This is a genomic window from Pseudomonas sp. IT-P12, assembly GCF_949767465.1.
Lineage (GTDB): Bacteria > Pseudomonadota > Gammaproteobacteria > Pseudomonadales > Pseudomonadaceae > Aquipseudomonas.
Genome location: NZ_CATKPY010000024.1, coordinates 419915 through 437376, shown reverse-complemented (window position 1 = coordinate 437376; position 17462 = coordinate 419915). Strand labels below are relative to the sequence as shown.

Genomic DNA, 17462 nt, shown 5'->3' with positions numbered 1-17462 from the left:
CCGTGACTCGGTTCAGGCCCTGGCTAGAACCTCGGCTGCCTTGCCCTTCAACACCTCAAGGTCCATCACCGGCACCCCCGTTTTCTTGGCCAGTTCATCCCACTGGCGCATGCGCAGGCTGATCGCGCACAGCGGGTCCCGTTCGAAGGCCTGCGCTTGGGCAGCGCTCATCACCCCGCCCTGGTATTCCAGGGTCCGCCGACTCGCTTCGCTCAGGCGCTCGTAGTACCCCGGCTCCGTGAGTGTCAGGTAACGTTTGGCCTGCACGTGATACTCCACCAATCGCGCCAGGCGCTCGCTGAAACCGGCGCGACGCAGGTAATCGGCGCCCAGCCGTTCATGGCTGACCACGCCAAAGCCGCCCATGTTGTCCGCGCGCTCGACGCAGATGTGCCCGATGTCATGGAAGAACGCCGCCAGCACCACTTCGTCATCGAAGCCTTCGGCCATGGCCAGTTCGGCGGCCTGGGACATGTGTTCGATCTGCGACACCGGCTCGCCGATGTAGTCGCTGTCGCCGAAGCGTTGGTACAGGGCGAAGACCTCATCGATCACCTGCGCATGACGGTCCATCAACATTCTCCCAGCACAGTCGCGACATTGTGTTCAGCCATGGCCGGCCCGACGCTCATGCCAACGCCCGTATGCATCAGCGCCACGCCCAGGCCTGGGGCCGGACGCAGGAACGAGAAGGGACCCGGCCCGCGTGCACCATAGACACCCTGCCAGCGCTCGACCACTCTCACCTTGCAGCGCAGCGTCTGTTCGGCCAGTTCGATCATCCAGTCGTCAACCTGCTCGCTGTTGAAGGGCGAGGCGTCGCGGCCGTAGTGGTGGGAATCGCCGATGATCAGTTCGCCGTAAGGCGTCGGGCTGATCAGCAAGTGGATGCCGTTGTCGTGCAGGTGCGGTTCGTCGCGAAGGATTTGCGCCTGCACCGCCGCCGCTTCCGGCAGATCGGCGAAGGCGCCGTAATGCACGCCGCTCAACCCGGTGAGCAGTGCGTGTTGCAGGTTGAGATTGACCTGTGGCCGGGCGCGGAGCATTTGCAGGCGGCAGATGCGCGGTTCGAGTTCGGCGATCGGCTCCGCCAGCAGCGTCTGATAATCGTGACCGGAGCAAACGATGATCTGCTCGGCGCTGAAGGTGCCCGCCGTGCTGTGCAGGCGGCCTGGCTCGATGTCGCGCACCAGGGTGGAGAAGTGGAACTCGACCTTCAACTCGCGGCGCAGGTAGTCGATCAACGCCGGCAGCGCCTCGCGGGAATACAGTTGCTGGTCGTCCAGGCCATGCAACGCGGCGCGGTGATGGCTGAACTGGCCGCCGTACAGGTCGCGCAACGCCGCGCCTTGCAGCAGTTCGACGCGGTAACCGTGTTGCACGGCGCGACCCGCGCAGAACGCCTCGAGCAAATGCTCCTGTGCCTCGGTGCGGGCGAACAGGTAGGAGCCGTTACGCTTGAGGTGCAGGCCGGCGAGCTGCGCCCATTGTCCCCAGATGTCGCGACTGGCCTTGGCCAGTTCGAGCATCGGGCCCGGCGGCTGGCCGGTGACCAGGGCCTGGCCGAAGTTGCGCACCGAAGCGCCCAGAGGCGTTTCGCTGCGTTCGAAAACGCGGACCTTCAAGCCGCGCCTGGCGGCGGCGTAGGCGTGGGACAGGCCGAGGATGCCGGCGCCGACGATCAGCATGTCGTTGTGTTGGGTCATTTGAAAATGTCCTGGATTGACGACCGCTATCGCGAGCAGGCTCGCTCCCACAATAGATCTGTGTTGCACACAATTAATGTGGGAGCGAGCCTGCTCGCGATGGCGGCATTCCTGCCGATGGAGATCTACTTGGCCGCCACTTTCTCGGACTTGCCGTCATAACGCTTGCGCCATTCGGCCAGGATCTCGTCGCGATGCTTCGAGGCCCAGGCGAAGTCGTTCTTGATCAGGCGCTGCTCGTAGTCGGCCGGCAGTTCGGTCTGCGGCTTGGCGATGCCGGGCTGGGCGAGCACGGCGAAGTTTTCCTTGTACAGCTCCATCGCCTGCGGGCTGGCCGAGAAGTCCGCCAGTTTTTTCGCCGCGTCCTCGTGTGGCGTGCCCTTGATCACGGCGGTGGCTTCAATCTCCCAGCCCAGGCCTTCCTTCGGCAGGATGATGTCCAGCGGCGCGCCCTGGCGCTTGAGCTGAACGGCCGGGTATTCGAAGGAAATGCCAATCGGGAATTCGCCGGCCGCCGCCAGTTTGCACGGCTTGGAACCGGAGTGAACGTACTGGCCGATGTTCTGGTGCAGGTCGTCCATGTACTGCCAGCCCTGCTTCTCGCCGAAGGTCTGCAACCAGGCGCTGACGTCGAGGAAACCGGTGCCGGACGATGCCGGGTTCGGCATCACGATCTTGCCTTTGTACTCAGGCTTGGTCAGGTCCTGCCAGCTCACCGGTTTGCTCAGGCCCTGCTTTTCGGCTTCGACCGTGTTGAAGCAAATGGTCGCGGCCCAGACGTCCATGCCCACCCACGCAGGCGGGTTGGCGGCATCGCGGTAGTTGCCGCCGATTTTGCCCAGGTCCTTTGGCGCGTAGCTTTGCAGCATGCCCTGCTGGTCGAGGATCGCCAGGCTGGACGCCGCCAGGCCCCACACCGCGTCGGCCTGCGGGCGGGCTTTTTCCGCCAGCAGCTTGGCCGTGATGATGCCGGTGGAATCGCGTACCCACTTGATCTCGACGTCCGGGTTGGCCTTCTCGAAGGCTTCCTTGTAGGTCTTCAGTTGTTCGGCTTCGAGCGCGGTGTACACCGTCAACTCGGTTTTCGCCGCGAAGGCGTTCAGGCTGAAAGCAGTGAGGACAGCAGCGGCCAGGGCCATGGGCTTGAACATGATCTTTTTCCTGTGTTGAGGGGTGTGGGACAAGGACAAGGCGAATCAATGACCGGGCGCGGTCTGCCGCCAGGCCTGGGAGCGACGCAACAACCCGCGCGAGGCCCAGGCCAGCAGCAGGGACACGCCCGCCGAGGTGAACAGAATCAGGGTCGACATCGCCGCCGCGCCGCCGACGTTGCCGGCGTCGTCCATGTTCAGTACCGCCACCGCCGCCAGGATCGTGTCGGGGCTGTAGAGGAAGATCGCCGCCGAGACGGTGGTCATGGCCGAGACGAACAGGTAGCGCACGATGTCCAGCAGCGCCGGCAGGCAGATCGGCACGGTGACCCGCAGGTAATGTCGGTACAGCGGCGCCTTGAGCGACAGCGCGGCGGCCTCGAACTCGCTGTCGAGCTGGCGCAGCGCGGTAGTTGCCGTCATTTGCGCGGTGGTCAAATAGTGAGCGATGGTGCAGACCACCAGCAGGGTCATGCTCCCGTACAGCACATGCAACGGGTTGCCGGTGAGGTTGAAGAAGAAGACGTAACCCAGGCCCAGCACCAACCCCGGCACCGCCATTGGCACGAAACTGAGCAGGCGCAGGGTCAGGTTCAGGCCGCGCTGGCCCCGGGTTTTTTCCATCAGGTACGCGCCGGTGAAGATCAGCACGCTGCCAATCAAGGCTGAATAGATAGCCATCTTCACGCTGTTGCCATAGGCCAGCCAGCCACCACCGGCCGTGTCGTTGAACTGGTAATGGTTGAGCGACAGCGACAAGTTGTAGGGCCAGAATTTCACCAGCGAAGAGAACACGGCCATGCCGAACACCAGCAACAACACCGCGCAGATCAACAACACGATGGCCAGGTAGCAGCCATCACGGCGCCTGCAGGGTGCCGGCTGGAACACCTGTGCCCGACCGCTCATGGCGTCGCCATGGCGTCGACGCAACCAGGCATCGACACCGAAACTGAACAGCGCCGGCAGCAGCAGGACCATGCCGATCAAAGCGCCACGGCCGAACTGTTGTTGGCCGACCACGGCCTTGTAGGCTTCCAGCGCCAGCACCTGATAGTCGCCACCGACCACCACCGGTACGCCGAAGTCAGTGATGGTCAGGGTGAACACCAGGCAGAACGCGGCGAACACGGCCTGACGCGTGGCCGGCCAGGTGATGCTGCGAAAGGCTTTTGCCGGGCTCGCGCCCATGCTCGAAGCGGCATCGAACAGCCGCGCATCCGCCAGGGACAGCGCCGACAGCAAAATCATCAAGGCGTGGGGAAAGGTGTAGATGACCTCGCCCAGCACAATGCCCCAGAAACCGTAGATGTTGTCCGAGAGCAGGCCGCGCAACAGCCCCTGGTTGCCGAACAGGTAGACCAGCGCGATACCGGGCAGCATCGACGGCGCCATCAACGGCAACAACGAGATGCCACGCCACAGGCCCTTGCCCGGAATCAACGTGCGTTGCAGGGCGTAGGCGAACAGGTACGCCAGCGGCACGACAATGGCCGCGACGCTCAGGGACACCTTCAGGCTGTTGCCGAGCAGCCAGTGGAAGTTGGCACTGGTCACCAATTCAGCGGCAGCGGCCAGGCCACCGCCCTGCCCGGCCTGCGAACTGAACCCGCGCCAGAAGATCGCCAGCAGCGGCATCAGTACCGCCAGGGTGAGCAACAGCAGCAACAGGACCTTGCCACCGACCACGAACACCCGGTCGCCGATCTCGGCACGGGAGACCTGCCGGACCTGCTTGTTCGGTATCGGCAGCGCGACGTTGGCGCTCATCAGGCGAACACCTGCAGGCTGTGGGGCGGCAAGGCGACCATGATCTGCTGCGCGCCGAGGCGCGGCATGGCTTGCGGCGTGAGTTCCGCCAACAGCGCATGGCCCGGCAGTTGGTCAAGCTCGAAGCTCATGCGGCAGCGGTTGCCGAGGAAGGTGATTTCGCGAACCCTGGCCGGGAAAAGATTTTCCTCGTGCATCACCGGGTTGACGCTGATCGCCTCGGGACGACAGAACAGACGGCCCGAGGCCGTCCTGGCGCTGCCATCCGCCAGGCGCATGTTCAGCCCGCCGACCCGGGCGTGACTGTCGCTGCTGCGGTGGAAAGGCAGCCAGTTGCCCTGTCCGACGAACTCCGCAACGAACGGCGTGGCCGGGCGATCGTAGATTTCCTGTGGCGTGGCGTACTGCTCGACCTTGCCGTTGTTCATCACGGCAATGCGGTCGGCCATCAGCATGGCCTCTTCCTGATTGTGGGTGACCATCAGGGTGGTGATGCCGAGGCTGCGCTGCAATTGGCGCAGCTCGGTGCACAGGTGCTCGCGGACCCGGGCGTCGAGCGCCGACATCGGCTCGTCGAGCAACAACAGCGACGGCGACGGCGCCAAGGCCCGGGCCAGCGCCACGCGCTGCTGCTGTCCGCCTGACAATTGGCCGGGGTATTTCTTCTCACTGCCGGCCAGGCCTACCAGCTCCAGCATCTGAGCGACACGCTGGCGCATTTCCTCGCGGCCGCTGCCGGCGAGGCCGTAGGCAATGTTCGCCTCGACGGTGAGATTGGGGAACAGCGCGTAGGACTGAAACAGAATCCCGTAGTCACGGGCCTGCGGCGGCAGGTCGGAGACGTTACGCCCCCCGAGGAACAGCTCGCCGTCATCCTGTTTTTCCAGACCGGCGATGCAGCGCAGCAAGGTGGTTTTGCCGCAACCTGACGGGCCCAGCAGGCACACCAGTTCACCGGCCGCCACATCGAGGGAGACGTTATCCAGCGCGGTAAACGCGCCGAAGCGTTTCTGCACGCCACGCACCTTCATCGGGGCGCCGGGGGTGGTCAGGATCGGGTTGTTCATGGGCGGACCTCATCGAGCAGATGAAGGCCATCCTAGAGTTGTAATGCGTCCGTCATGTGGCAGTGAGGCAAAAACGGCCGATAGTGGTATTCGGGGATTTGGGTTCGGAAGATTCGGGGCCTGTGGCGCCCCTGCGATGAGGCCAGTTCAGACAACGAAGACCTCAGGCCGGGGACATTTCCTGCGCCACACCGAGAAATGCCGCCGGCAACCGCGCCCCTTTGCGCTCCTTGAGGCAATACAGGTACTCGGGAATCTGCGGCGCATTCTCGAGGGTCAGCACCCGCAATTGCGGGTCGTGCGGGACTTCCTGCCGGGCAATGATGCTGATGCCGATGTTGCGCAGCACCGCCTCACGGATCGATTCCCGGCTGCCGATCTCCAGCAGCGGCCCGAAATCCACGCCGGCGCCGGCCAACAGTTCTTCGGTCAGGCGCCGGGTCGTGGAGCCTGATTCGCGCATCAGCAGCGTGTGCCCGAGCAGCGCGCTGAGCGGCACATGGTCATGCACCGCCAATGGATGGTTGCGATGCACCGCCAGCACCAGGGGATCGCTGCCGAGCACCCGGCGAATCAACCGCGCATCATCGAGCAACTGGGAAGAGGCGGCGACGTCCACCCGGTAATCCTCCAGGGCTTCGAGCACCTGTTGGGAGTTGCCGATCTCCACCGACACGTCGACCTGGGGCAAGCGTTCGCGAAAGGTCTTCACCAGATCGAGGATGTAGTAAGGCGCCGTGGCCGCAATACGCAACGTGCCCTGGACCTGGCCGCTGTTGCGCAGGAAAAACTCGATGTCCGCTTCCTGCTGCAACAGCGCCTTGACCATCGGCAGCAGCCGCGCCCCTTCATCGCTGACGCTGAGCCGACGGCCGCCACGGTAGAACAGCTCGACGGAGTACTGGCTTTCCAGGTGACGAATCTGGGTCGTCACCGTGGGCTGGCTCAAGCCGAGCTTTTTCGCCGCCAGGGTAATGCTGCCCAGGCGGGCCACCATGTAAAACGCCTTCAGCTCGGCACTCAGCACACCCGCCCCTCATCCGTTACTTGCGCAACAGGCGCAAACCGTTGAACACCACCAACAGGCTCACGCCCATGTCGGCGAACACCGCCATCCACATGGTGGCGAACCCGAAGAAGGTTACCCCAAGAAAGATCGCCTTGATGACCAAAGCGAGGGCAATGTTCTGCTTGAGGATGCTCGAGGTTTGCCGGGACAGCTGAATAAACGCTGGAATCTTGCGCAAATCGTCGTCCATCAGGGCGACATCGGCGGTTTCGATGGCCGTATCGGTGCCCGCTGCGGCCATGGCGAAACCGATCTGCGCACGCGCCAGCGCAGGGGCGTCGTTGATGCCGTCGCCGACCATGCCGACCTGATGCCCCCGCGCATAAAGCGCCTCGATGGCCTGCAATTTGTCGGTCGGCAGCAGATCGCCTTTGGCTTCGTCGATGCCCACCTGCGCAGCAATCGCCTGGGCGGTGTGAACATTGTCGCCGGTGAGCATCAGGGTCTTGATGCCCAACTCATGCAGCTGCCGGATCGCCTCGCGGCTGGAGTCCTTCACGGTATCGGCCACGGCAAACAGCGCCAACGGGCCTGAGGCGTCGAGCAGCAACACCACGGACTTGCCCTGTTTCTCCAGCGCAAACAGCTTTTCCTCCAGCGCCGGCGAGCACAACTTCAGCTCTTCCACCAGGCGGTGATTGCCCAAGTGGTAGACCTGACCGTCGATCTCCCCGCGCACACCGCGACCGGCCAGCGCGGCAAAGTTATCCACAGGCAGCGGCGCCAGGCCTTTATCCACAGCCGCCAGGGCGATGGCCAGCGACACCGGGTGATCCGAGCGCCCGGCCAGCGCGGCGGCAATCGCCGGCGCGCGGGCTTCGGCCGTAGGGTCGAGCGCCAGGTAATCAGTCTGCACCGGTTTGCCATGGGTGATCGTACCGGTCTTGTCCAGCGCCAGGTAATCGAGCTTGTAGCCGCCCTCCAGGTAGACGCCGCCCTTGACCAGGATCCCTTTGCGCGCCGCCGCCGCGAGGCCGCTGACGATGGTCACCGGGGTGGAAATCACCAGCGCACAAGGGCAGGCGACCACCAGCAATACCAGCGCTCGGTAGATCCAGTCGAACCAGGCCGCGCCTTCGATGAACAACGGTGGAATCACCGCCACCGCCAGGGCCAGGATAAACACCGCGGGGGTGTAGATCTTCGAGAACTGGTCCACGAAACGCTGGGTCGGTGCCCGTGCGCCCTGCGCCTGCTCGACGGCGTGGATGATCCGCGCCAGGGTCGAGTTATTGGCGGCGGCCGTCACGGCATATTCCAGGGCACCGGCCTGATTGATGGTGCCGGCGAAGACCTTGTCGCCCACGGTCTTCTCCACCGGCAGGCTTTCGCCGGTAATCGGCGCCTGATCGATGGTGGAACTGCCAGAGACCACCTCACCGTCCAGGGCGATCCGCTCGCCGGGCCGCACCCGCACCCGCGCGCCCAACTCGATCATCTTGACGTCCTGTTCCAGCCAGCGGCCATCGGCCTGCAACACCGTGGCCTGTTCCGGCGTCATCTGCATCAGGCCACTGATGGCATTGCGCGCGCGGTCCAGGGATTTGGCTTCGATCAACTCGGCGACGGTAAACAGGAACATCACCATCGCCGCTTCCGGCCACTGGCCGATCAGGATCGCACCGGTCACCGCGATGCTCATCAGCGCGTTGATGTTCAGGTTGAGGTTCTTCAGGGCAATCCAGCCCTTCTTGTAGGTGCCGAGGCCGCCGCTGAAGATCGAGATCAACGCGATGATCGCCACCACCCCATCCGGCGCCGCACTGGTGAAATGCACCACTTCGGCGGCGAGCGCGGTCACACCCGACAGCGCCAATGGCCACCACGGCTTTTTCTCAGGGGCTGGCGCAGGTGCTTCGACGCCCGGTTCCAGCGGCTCGGCCTGCATGCCCAGGGACTTGATCGCCTCGATGATGGGCGCCGTGTCCGGCAGGTCGTGGGTGACGCCCAGCACGCGGTTGATCAGGTTGAACTCCAGCTGCTGCACCCCCGCCAGCTTGCCCAGCTTGTTCTGGATCAGCGTCTGCTCGGTCGGGCAGTCCATCGCTTCGATGCGAAAACTGCTCAGCCGCGCATTGGCGCTGGGGGCTTCGGTCAGTTGGACCAGCGCCGGCGCGGCCTTGGACGAACAGCAGCTGTCGCCATGATGTTCATGCACAGGCTTGGCAACGGGCGTGAGTTTGCTGCAGCAGCCAGTGCCGGTGTCAGGGGAATGAGAGTGAGAGTGCCGGGAATCGCTCATTGGTCGCGTCCATGAATGTGCCTGTTGCCAAGTAAAGACCCTGTAGCCACTATAGGGTCAAGCACCCATTTGGAGAGCAGCGTCATGAAAATCGGCGAACTGGCAAAACTGACCGACTGCGCGGTGGAGACCATCCGCTACTACGAGCGCGAGAACCTGCTGCCGGAACCGGCCCGCAGTGACGGCAACTACCGGGTCTATACCCAGGCTCACGCCGAACGCCTGACCTTTATCCGCAACTGCCGCACCCTCGACATGACGCTCGAGGAGATCCGCAGCCTGCTGGCGTTTCGCGACAGCCCGCAGGACCAGTGCGAAAGCGTGAATGCGCTGGTCGACGAACACATTCATCACGTGAAGGCACGAATCGACGGGTTGCTGGCGCTGCAGGCGCAGTTGATCGACCTGCGCCGCCGCTGTGGCGAAGGGCCGGATATCGATCAGTGCGGGATCCTGCAGCGGCTGGAGGTCAGTGGCGGGGTGGTGGCGACGGAGGTCGAGCCTTCGCATGTGGGGCGTAGTCACGGCCACTGAGCCCATCACAAAACCCAGTGTGGGAGCGAGCCTGCTCGCGAATGCGGTGGATCATTCAACCGTGAAGTCGACTGATGTAGCGCTTTCGCGAGCAAGCTCGCTCCCACAGCGATTGCGTATTTTTTAAACGGCCATCGGCGCCGTCATCGGCGCATGGTGCTGATAACCCTCTAGCGAGAAATCACCCGGCTCGATCAACTCCAGCCATTCCGGCTGATACACACCCGTCCTGGCAAACTCCGGCACACGGTCGCTGATCACCAGCTTCGGCATCGGGAACGGCTCGCGCTTGAGCTGTTCGTTGAGCATGTCCAGGTGATTTTCATAGACGTGCGCGTCACCGATGAAATAGGTGAACCAACGCGGCGTATAACCGGTCAGGCGACCGATCAGGCTCAGCAGTGCCGCGCCCTCGGTGAGGTTGAACGGCGTGCCCAGGCCCAGGTCGTTGGAGCGGATGTAGAGGGTCAGGGAAATCTCTCTGGTCTCGACATTCGGGTGGAACTGATACAGCAGATGGCACGGTGGCAAGGCCATTTCATCGAGTTGCGCAACGTTCCAACCGTGGAACAGGATGCGGCGGCTGCCCGGGTCCTTGATGATGGTGTCGACGCACTGGCGGACCTGATCGATCGCCTTGTACAGCACCACGTAGGCCTGGCCGTCTTCTTCGCCTTCGGCGATCTGGCGATAGCCCTGGCTCAAGGTCTGCTCGATGGCCGCCGGGTTGCTGAGCGGGATCTGCTTGTACGCCGGCCATTTGCGCCATTGCACGCCATAGATCTCGCCGAGGTCGTCTTCGCCCTGGCGGAACGGGTTGGCCAGCCACTGGGCGTTTTCGTTGGCGTTCTGGTCCCAGACCTTGCAACCCAGCGCGCGGAATTCGGCGGCGTTGTTCACCCCACGCAGGAAGCCGCACATTTCGCCAATGGCCGACTTGAAGGCCATCTTGCGGGTGGTGATCGCCGGAAAACCTTCCTGCAGGTCATAACGCAGCATCGCGCCGGGGAAGCTGATGGTGTTCACGCCAGTGCGGTTGGCTTGCTTGGTGCCGTTCTTGATGACGTGGGCGACCAGTTCGAGATATTGCTTCATGAGTTACCTGTGTCCTTGAACCCGGGGCCGGAGCCCCGGGGTTCGAATTTATGCAGCAGCCGCTGGCGGCGCCGGTGCGCGATTGTAGGCCAGCCAGATCAGGAACAGGCCGCCGATGATCATCGGCACGCACAGCACCTGACCCATGGTCAGCCAGTTCCAGGCCAGGTAGCCCAGTTGCGCATCCGGTACGCGGACGAATTCGACGATGAACCGGAAGATCCCGTAGAACAGCGCGAACATTCCCGACACCGCCATGGTGGGCCGCGGCTTGCGCGAGTACAGCCACAGGATCAGGAACAGCGCGACGCCTTCCAGGGCGAACTGGTACAGCTGCGATGGGTGACGCGGCAGTTGTGCCGGATCGCTGAACGGCGGGAACACCATGGCCCACGGCACGTCGGTGGCCTTGCCCCACAATTCGGCGTTGATGAAATTGCCGATACGCCCGGCGCCCAGGCCGATCGGCACCATCGGCGCCACGAAGTCCATCAGCTGGAAGAACGACTTGTTGTGCTTCTTGCCGAACCACAGCGCTGCCAGCATCACGCCGATGAAGCCGCCATGGAAGGACATGCCGCCCTTCCACACCTCGAAAATCAGCATCGGGTTGGCGAGGTAGGCACTCAGATCGTAGAACAGCACGTAACCCAGGCGACCGCCGACGATGACGCCCATCGACATCCAGAACACCATGTCGGAGAGTTTCTCCTTGGTCCAGGTCGGGTCGAAGCGGTTGAGCCGGCGCGACGCCAGCAGCCACGCACCGCCGATGCCGATCAGGTACATCAGGCCGTACCAGTGGATTTTCAGCGGACCGATGGCCAAAGCCACCGGGTCGATCTGCGGGTAAGGCAGCATTGCGACTCCTCGTAAGCGTTGAAACATTGAAAATTCCCGGGCGACGCTGTCACGCCAGGATTAAGCCAGGATTGCGGTGCCTCAGAGCAGGAAGTTCAAACCCACGCAGAACAGCAAAGCGGCGAACAGCCTTTTCAGCAAGCGCGGCGACAGCCTGTGGGCCAGTCGCGCCCCCAGGCGGGCGAAGACCATGCTGGTCAGGGCAATGCCCAGCAGCGCCGGCAGATAAACGAAACCGAGACTATGGGCCGGCAACAGCGGATCGTGCCACCCCAGAATCATGAAACTCAATGCACTGGCCAAGGCGATTGGCAGGCCGCAGGCCGACGACGTCGCCACGGCTTGCTGCATCGGCACGCTGCGCCAGGTCAGAAACGGCACGGTCAGCGACCCGCCGCCAATCCCGAAGATCGCCGAGGCCCAGCCAATCACGGTGCCCGCCAGGGTCAGACCGATTTTGCCGGGCACCGTTCGGCTGGCCTTGGGCTTGACGTCCAGCATCAGTTGCGCGGCGATGACCAAGGCGAACACGCCGATGATCTTCTGCAGGTTGGGCCCGGAGATCGCTTCAGCGGTCAACGCGCCGACTCCGGCCCCCATCAGGATACCGACGGTCATCCAGGCAAAGATCGGCCAGCGCACGGCACCGCGGCGATGATGCTCGCGCACCGCATTGACCGAGGTGAAGATGATCGTCGCCAGGGAGGTGCCGACCGCCAGGTGCGTCAGGATCGAGGCATCGAAACCCTGCAGGGTGAAACTGAACACCAGCACGGGCACGATGATGATCCCGCCACCGACGCCAAACAGGCCGGCCAGCACGCCTGCGCAGGCGCCAAGCGCCAGATAGAGCAGAAACTCCATGGATGATCCCTACTCTCGAGTCAAAACCGGATCGGCATGGTAACGGATGCACGGCCTCCGGCTCTACTGTGAAGCCGATGGATCGATGAGCGATGTCTGCGTAGAGTGGGCAAAAATACACAGGGACCACCTTATGTGCCTGATTGTCTTTGCCTGGCGCCCGGGTCATGCCCTGCCGCTGATCGTCGCGGCCAACCGCGACGAATTCTATGCCCGGCCCAGCCAGCCACTGGCGCAATGGCCGCACGCCCCGCAGGTCTATGCCGGCCGCGACCTGGAGGCCGGGGGCACCTGGCTCGGGGTCGGTGCCAACGGGCGCTTTGCCGCGCTGACCAATATCCGCGATCCCCACCAACCGGCCGCACGCAAATCCCGTGGCGAATTGGTCGCGCGCTTTCTCGGCGGCGAGATGCCGATCGATGACTATCTGGACGACGTTGTCGGCCGTTCGCTGGAATATGCCGGGTTCAACCTGCTGGTCGGCAATGCCAACGAGTTGTGGTACTACCACGCCCGCGCCGCCGAGGCGGTGATGTTGCAGCCGGGGGTCTACGGCTTGTCTAATGCGGGGCTGGACACGCCGTGGCCCAAGTTGCTCAAGGCCCGGGCCATGCTGCAGGCGGTGCTGGACGACCCGCAGCCCGAGGCGTTGCTGGCGCTGCTCAGTGACACGCAGACGGCGCCGTTCGCCGAGCTGCCGGACACCGGGGTGGGGCTGGCGACCGAGACGATGTTGTCGAGCGTGTTCATTGCCAGCCAGAGTTATGGCACGCGGGCAAGTACGGCGTTGATTGTCCGGGCGGATGGTTCGCGGCAGATGGTCGAGCGGAGTTTTGGGCCCTATGGCGGGCATCTTGGGGAGGTGCACATCCGCGTATAGCGTTGTCCGGGCTGACGCCTTCCGAGCAAGCTCGCTCCCTCATGGGCTCTGTGTACACAGTTCCACCGTGGGCGCGAGCCTGTTCGCGAAGGCGACCTCGGTTTCAGAGAACCTTGGCCGCCGCCGGGTTGACCATCCGCGCCAACCCGAGGTTCTTCAGCGCCAGTTGCAGCGAGCTGTGGATCACCTGCGGGTTGTCGATGGTCATCAATTCGGCCAGCAACTCCTTGGCCATGTCCAGGTTGATCTGGCGCAGCATCCACTTCACCTTCGGCAAGTTGGTGGCGTTCATCGACAGGCTGTCGAAGCCCATCGCCATCAACAGCACCGCCGCCGCCGGGTCGCCGGCCATCTCGCCGCAGATACTCACCGGCTTGCCTTCGGCATGGGCATCACGCACCACGTTCTGCAACGCCTGGAGCACCGCCGGGTGCAGGTAGTCGTAGAGATCCGCCACCCGTGGGTTGTTACGGTCCACGGCCAGCAGGTACTGGGTCAGGTCGTTGGAGCCGACCGACAGGAAGTCCACCTGCCGCGCCAGTTCCTTGGTCTGGTACACCGCTGCCGGAATCTCGATCATCACGCCAATCGGCGGCATCGGCACGTCGGTGCCTTCGTCGCGCACTTCGCCCCAGGCCCGGTGAATCAGGTGCAGGGCTTCTTCGAGTTCATGGATGCCGGAGATCATCGGCAGCAGAATGCGCAGGTTGTTCAGGCCTTCGCTGGCCTTGAGCATCGCGCGGGTCTGCACCAGGAAGATTTCCGGGTGGTCGAGGGTGACGCGAATCCCGCGCCAGCCAAGGAACGGGTTGTCTTCCTTGATCGGGAAGTACGACAGCGCCTTGTCGCCACCGATGTCCAGCGTACGCATGGTCACCGGTTGCGGGTGGAACGCGGCGAGCTGCTCGCGATAGATCGCCAGCTGCTCCTTTTCGCTGGGGAAGCGCTGGTTGATCATGAACGGCACTTCGGTGCGGTACAGACCTACGCCTTCGGCGCCGCGCTTCTGCGCCCGCGCCACGTCCGCCAGCAGGCCGGTGTTGACCCACAGCGGCATGCGGTGACCGTCGACGGTCACGCAGGGCAGGTCGCGCAGGGAATCGAGGCCCAGGGCCAGTTGCTTCTCTTCTTCCACCACCTCGGCAAATTGCTTGCGCAATACTTCGCTGGGGTTGGTGAAGACCTCACCGCGATGGCCGTCGACGATCATGCCGATGCCGTCGACCTTGGCGTACGGCAGGTCGACCAGGCCCATCACCGTCGGGATGCCCATGGCCCGGGCCAGGATCGCGACGTGGGAGTTGCCCGAACCGAGCACCGAGACCAGGCCGACCAGCGTGCCTTCCGGCACCTCGCCGAGCATGGCCGGCGTCAGTTCCTCGGCGACCAGAATGGTTTTTTCCGGGTAGACCAGGTTCTGCTGGCGCTCTTCCTGCAGGTAGGCGAGCAGGCGGCGCCCCAGGTCCTTGACGTCCGAGGCGCGCTCGCGCAGGTAGGCGTCGTCCATCAGTTCGAAACGGTTGACGTGATCGGTGACCACTTGGCGCAACGCGCCCTGGGCCCACTGGCCGGTCTTGATCACCGTGGTCACTTCATTACCCAGCGCGGCGTCGTCGAGCATCATCAGGTAGACGTCGAACAGCGCCCGCTCCTCGGGCCGCAACTGGGTGGCCAGCTTGGCGGACAGGGCACGCATGTCGGCGCGTACGCCTTCGATGGCGGTCTTGAACAGCTTCAGCTCGGCGTCGATGTCGGTGATGGTCTTGTCCGGCACCACGTCCAGGTCGGCCGGTGGCAGCATGACCACTGCGGTGCCGACCGCGGCGCCCGGCGAACCCGGCACGCCGACGAACTTGGCTTCCTGGATGCCCTTGCCCTGGCGGCCCAGGCCGCGGATCGAGCCGGTGGCCTCGGCGTGGGCGATAACGCCGGCGAGCTGCGCGCTCATGGTCACGAGGAAGGCTTCTTCACCTTCGTCGAACTGGCGACGTTCCTTTTGCTGGATGACCAACACGCCGACGACGCGACGGTGGTGGATGATCGGCGCCCCGAGGAAAGAGGCGTAGCGCTCTTCACCGGTCTCGGCGAAGTAGCGGTAGCGCGGGTGATCCGCGGCATTTTCGAGGTTCAGGGGTTCTTCACGCGTGCCGACCAGGCCGACCAGACCTTCGTTGGGCGCCATGCTGACCTTGCCGATCGAGCGCTTGTTCAAGCCCTCGGTCGCCATCAGCACGAAGCGGTTGGTCTCGGGATCAAGCAGGTAGACCGAGCAGACCTGGCTGCCCATGGCCTCTTTGACGCGCAACACAATAATCCCCAACGCCGCCTTGAGATCCTTGGCGGAGTTAACTTCCTGGACGATCTTGCGCAGCGTATTGAGCATGGCTCGGGGTCGAACTCCGTCGTCAGTCGCGCGCTAAAAGGCGCGGGGCAAGCTCTTTGAGAGCGCGTCGATACACCTCGCGCTTGAATGTCACCACCTGGCCCAACGGATACCAATAGCTGACCCAGCGCCAGCCATCGAACTCCGGTTTACCGGTCAAATCCATCCGCACCCGCTGCTCGTTGGAGATCAGGCGCAGGAGAAACCATTTCTGCTTCTGGCCGATGCACAGCGGTTGGCTGTGGGTACGGACCAGGCGTTGCGGCAAACGATAGCGCAACCAGCCCCGGGTACAGGCGAGAATTTCAACATCCTCGCGCTCCAGGCCCACTTCTTCGTTCAGCTCGCGGTACAAGGCGTCCTCCGGCGTCTCCTGAGGGTTGATCCCCCCCTGCGGAAACTGCCAGGCATCCTGATTGATACGGCGAGCCCATAGCACCTGTCCGGCATCATTCGTGAGAATGATCCCGACATTGGGGCGGAAACCATCGGGGTCGATCACGGCAACAACCTCGCAAACGCATGTCGCCGCATTGTTCCACAAAGGTCGTGAAGGCAGCAACGCGCCGACCGACCTTATGTGCACTCTGGTGAAAAGTCCGTATTCTGGGCGCCTTTCTACAGACTTTTCAGCGAGTAACCGCAATGCGCCTGGCTTTATTCGACTTGGACAACACCCTCCTGGGCGGCGACAGTGACCACGCCTGGGGCGATTACCTGTGTGAACGCGGCTTCCTCGACGCCGTGGCCTACAAGACCCGCAACGATGCGTTCTACCAGGACTACCTGGCCGGCCAGCTGGATAACGCCGCCTACCTGAATTTCTGCCTTGAAGTGCTGGGCCGCACCGAAATGGCCACGCTGGACCAATGGCACCTGGACTACATGCGCGACTGCATCGAACCCATCGTGCTGCCCAAGGCCATGGCGCTGCTGGCCAAACACCGTGAAGCGGGTGACAAGCTGGTGATCATCACCGCCACCAACCGTTTTGTCACCGGGCCAATTGCCGCACGACTGGGCGTCGACACCCTGATCGCCACCGAATGCGAAATGGTCGATGGTCGCTACACCGGGCGCAGCACCGACATCCCTTGCTTCCGGGAAGGCAAGGTGACGCGGCTGAACCGCTGGCTGGAAGAAACCGGGTATTCGCTGCAGGACAGCTACTTCTATAGCGACTCGATGAATGACTTGCCGCTGCTGGAGCAGGTGAACAACCCGGTGGCGGTCGATCCGGACCCGAACCTGCGCGCCGAGGCCGAGAAGCGTGGCTGGCCGGTGATTTCATTGCGAGGCTGACATCGCTATCGCGAGCCGGCTCGCTCCCACAAGAGATCCCCTTCCAAGTGGGAGCGAGCCCGCTCGCGAAAGGTCCAGCCCGACTCAGGGCCCTAAACCGGCTTGGCCCCCATCAACCCCGCAATCGCGATGAAACAGACAAAACCGAACACCGCCAGCACAACGCTGAACTTGCCCACGCTGCCCGGCGTCCCCCGCAACCTGTTCAGCCGCACCAACAGCCAGAACCACGCCAGCGCCGCCACGGTATAAAGCACGCTGGAGGCCAGCAGCCAGGTCTGCCCCAACGGCCAGCCCACCTGATGCACCATCGACCAGCCGGTAAACGGCAGGCTCAGCAACGCCAGCCCCATCACCAGCCAGACGAAAACCCGAGGCCGCTGCAGCGTGCGGCTGGCGGCCGTGGCATCCCCCTTGCGCCGGGCATGCCAGACCCAGATCGCCAGCCCCAGCGCGCCGAGCAACAGCAGCACCGTGGCCACGACATGCGCCAATTTCAGGGCGGTCAAGGTTTCCATGGTTCGATTTCCTTATGCGT

16 protein-coding genes are annotated in these 17462 nt (G+C 63.6%); 3 read left to right on the top strand and 13 right to left on the bottom strand.

Features of this window, described 5'->3' with window-relative positions; genetic code table 11:
* Positions 1-12: 12 nt before the first annotated feature.
* From ACM6IM_RS22930 to ACM6IM_RS22900, 7 genes are all read right to left on the bottom strand, one after another.
* Positions 13-573, bottom strand: coding sequence for a phosphonate degradation HD-domain oxygenase (locus ACM6IM_RS22930; RefSeq protein ID WP_414866388.1), 561 nt, complete (start codon positions 571-573; stop codon positions 13-15).
* A complete protein-coding gene (locus ACM6IM_RS22925) occupies positions 573-1706 on the bottom strand; it encodes a TIGR03364 family FAD-dependent oxidoreductase (protein ID WP_414866387.1) in 1134 nt (377 codons plus the stop codon). Before ACM6IM_RS22925 ends, ACM6IM_RS22930 begins: the two co-directional genes overlap by 1 nt.
* Positions 1707-1831: 125 nt before the next feature.
* Positions 1832-2857, bottom strand: a complete 1026-nt coding sequence (locus ACM6IM_RS22920; protein WP_192306896.1) for a putative 2-aminoethylphosphonate ABC transporter substrate-binding protein — start codon at positions 2855-2857, stop codon at positions 1832-1834.
* Between the two features lie 45 nt (positions 2858-2902).
* Positions 2903-4627, bottom strand: coding sequence for a putative 2-aminoethylphosphonate ABC transporter permease subunit (locus tag ACM6IM_RS22915; protein ID WP_414866386.1), 1725 nt, complete (start codon positions 4625-4627; stop codon positions 2903-2905).
* Positions 4627-5694 (bottom strand): putative 2-aminoethylphosphonate ABC transporter ATP-binding protein, encoded by a 1068-nt coding sequence (locus ACM6IM_RS22910; RefSeq protein WP_414866385.1) that lies wholly within the window; start codon positions 5692-5694, stop codon positions 4627-4629. The genes ACM6IM_RS22915 and ACM6IM_RS22910 overlap by 1 nt, the downstream gene beginning before the upstream one ends.
* 163 nt (positions 5695-5857) lie before the next feature.
* Positions 5858-6721 carry a LysR family transcriptional regulator gene (locus ACM6IM_RS22905; RefSeq protein ID WP_414866384.1) on the bottom strand — a complete coding sequence of 288 codons (864 nt, stop codon included), beginning with the start codon at positions 6719-6721 and terminating at the stop codon, positions 5858-5860.
* Positions 6722-6737: 16 nt separating this feature from the next.
* Positions 6738-9005 carry a heavy metal translocating P-type ATPase gene (locus ACM6IM_RS22900; RefSeq protein WP_414866383.1) on the bottom strand — a complete coding sequence of 756 codons (2268 nt, stop codon included), beginning with the start codon at positions 9003-9005 and terminating at the stop codon, positions 6738-6740.
* An 84-nt stretch (positions 9006-9089) separates the two neighbouring features.
* Between ACM6IM_RS22900 and cadR the strand changes: the two genes are divergently transcribed.
* Positions 9090-9539, top strand: coding sequence for a Cd(II)/Pb(II)-responsive transcriptional regulator (gene cadR / locus ACM6IM_RS22895; protein ID WP_192306906.1), 450 nt, complete (start codon positions 9090-9092; stop codon positions 9537-9539).
* A gap of 123 nt (positions 9540-9662) precedes the next feature.
* Here cadR and ACM6IM_RS22890 read toward each other — a convergent pair whose 3' ends face one another.
* The 3 genes from ACM6IM_RS22890 to ACM6IM_RS22880 form a co-directional block, all read right to left on the bottom strand.
* Positions 9663-10634 (bottom strand): thymidylate synthase, encoded by a 972-nt coding sequence (locus ACM6IM_RS22890; protein WP_414866382.1) that lies wholly within the window; start codon positions 10632-10634, stop codon positions 9663-9665.
* A gap of 48 nt (positions 10635-10682) precedes the next feature.
* Entirely contained in the window at positions 10683-11495 is an 813-nt protein-coding gene (gene lgt, locus ACM6IM_RS22885) for a prolipoprotein diacylglyceryl transferase (RefSeq protein ID WP_192306910.1), read from the bottom strand.
* Between the two features lie 81 nt (positions 11496-11576).
* Positions 11577-12359: a sulfite exporter TauE/SafE family protein gene (locus tag ACM6IM_RS22880; RefSeq protein WP_414866381.1), complete on the bottom strand. Its 783-nt coding sequence runs from the start codon at positions 12357-12359 to the stop codon at positions 11577-11579.
* A gap of 133 nt (positions 12360-12492) precedes the next feature.
* Here ACM6IM_RS22880 and ACM6IM_RS22875 point away from each other — a divergent pair, with 133 nt between their 5' ends.
* Positions 12493-13239, top strand: coding sequence for an NRDE family protein (locus ACM6IM_RS22875; RefSeq protein ID WP_414866380.1), 747 nt, complete (start codon positions 12493-12495; stop codon positions 13237-13239).
* A gap of 103 nt (positions 13240-13342) precedes the next feature.
* Here the strand turns inward: ACM6IM_RS22875 and ptsP are convergent, their stop codons facing one another.
* Both ptsP and ACM6IM_RS22865 read right to left on the bottom strand, forming a co-directional pair.
* Positions 13343-15622, bottom strand: a complete 2280-nt coding sequence (gene ptsP, locus ACM6IM_RS22870; RefSeq protein WP_371050606.1) for a phosphoenolpyruvate--protein phosphotransferase — start codon at positions 15620-15622, stop codon at positions 13343-13345.
* A 22-nt stretch (positions 15623-15644) separates the two neighbouring features.
* Positions 15645-16124, bottom strand: coding sequence for an RNA pyrophosphohydrolase (locus ACM6IM_RS22865; RefSeq protein WP_007897732.1), 480 nt, complete (start codon positions 16122-16124; stop codon positions 15645-15647).
* A gap of 143 nt (positions 16125-16267) precedes the next feature.
* Here ACM6IM_RS22865 and ACM6IM_RS22860 point away from each other — a divergent pair, with 143 nt between their 5' ends.
* Positions 16268-16924 (top strand): HAD family hydrolase, encoded by a 657-nt coding sequence (locus ACM6IM_RS22860; protein WP_414866379.1) that lies wholly within the window; start codon positions 16268-16270, stop codon positions 16922-16924.
* A gap of 92 nt (positions 16925-17016) precedes the next feature.
* Here ACM6IM_RS22860 and ACM6IM_RS22855 read toward each other — a convergent pair whose 3' ends face one another.
* Complete coding sequence (locus tag ACM6IM_RS22855; RefSeq protein WP_414866378.1) at positions 17017-17442, bottom strand: DUF2269 family protein; 426 nt, start codon at positions 17440-17442, stop codon at positions 17017-17019.
* Between the last annotated feature and the right edge of the window lie 20 nt (positions 17443-17462).